2 protein-coding genes are annotated in these 795 nt (G+C 71.9%); both read left to right on the top strand.

The features are described 5' to 3' along the window. Positions 1 to 225, top strand: a 225-nt coding sequence (locus QR78_RS31765; RefSeq protein ID WP_048431635.1) for a Crp/Fnr family transcriptional regulator, incomplete at its 5' end; no start/stop codon positions are given. 306 nt (positions 226 to 531) lie between these two features. Then, positions 532 to 795, top strand: a 264-nt coding sequence (locus QR78_RS31760) for a MarR family winged helix-turn-helix transcriptional regulator (RefSeq protein ID WP_141657963.1), incomplete at its 3' end; no start/stop codon positions are given.

Below are 795 nucleotides of genomic sequence, written 5' to 3'. Positions count from 1 at the left end.
CGCTGCGAGCTGCCGATCACCCAGGTGGAGCTCGCCGATGCGCTCGGCCTTTCGGCGGTCCACGTCAACCGGACACTGCGCGAATTGCGCCAGGCCGGGCTGATCGACTGGCGCGACAAGTCCCTCGTTCTCCCGGATCTCGACGCCCTCACGGCCCTCGCCCGGTTCGATCCCGACTACCTTCACCTCGACTACGAGGGAGAGCGGTTCGAGGCCGGCGCCTGAACTGCGCCCCGTACCGTCGGCTCGGCGGGCGAGAACCACGGGCCCCCACGGCCCGTCCTTCCGCTCGCGTCGCCTGACGGGAGCGACGCTTCCCCCTCGTTGCGGCACACCCGGGACGGCGCCCGTCACCCGGCGCTGCCGCGCGCAGGGAACCCGGCGCCCGGTATGCCCGTTCTGCACCCGCGATGACAATACGCTGTCATCTCGACAGCCTGTAGCGAAACGATCGTGTCCGAGCAGATCACCCCTCCCGCCTCGTCCCGACCCGGCTCGGCCCCCGACAGCGGCCGCCGCGCGCTCACCGAACTGACGCTGGCGGTGTTCCGCCTCAACGGCGACCTGCTCACGGCCGGCGACGCCCTCGTCGACGATCTCGGGCTGACCAGCGCCCGCTGGCAGGTGCTCGGAGCGGTCGCGCTCTCGCCCGTGCCGCTGCCGGTGGCGCACATCGCCCGCAACATGGGCCTGACCCGCCAGGCGGTGCAGCGGGTCGTCGACGACCTGCACGAGGTCGGCTTCGTCCGGATCGATCCAAATCCGCACCACCGCCGCGCCCACCTCGTCGCCCTG

Origin of the sequence: Methylobacterium indicum (genome assembly GCF_001043895.1) — a bacterium.
Taxonomy (GTDB): Bacteria; Pseudomonadota; Alphaproteobacteria; order Rhizobiales; family Beijerinckiaceae; genus Methylobacterium; species Methylobacterium indicum.
This window is presented reverse-complemented; position numbering and strand designations above follow the sequence as displayed.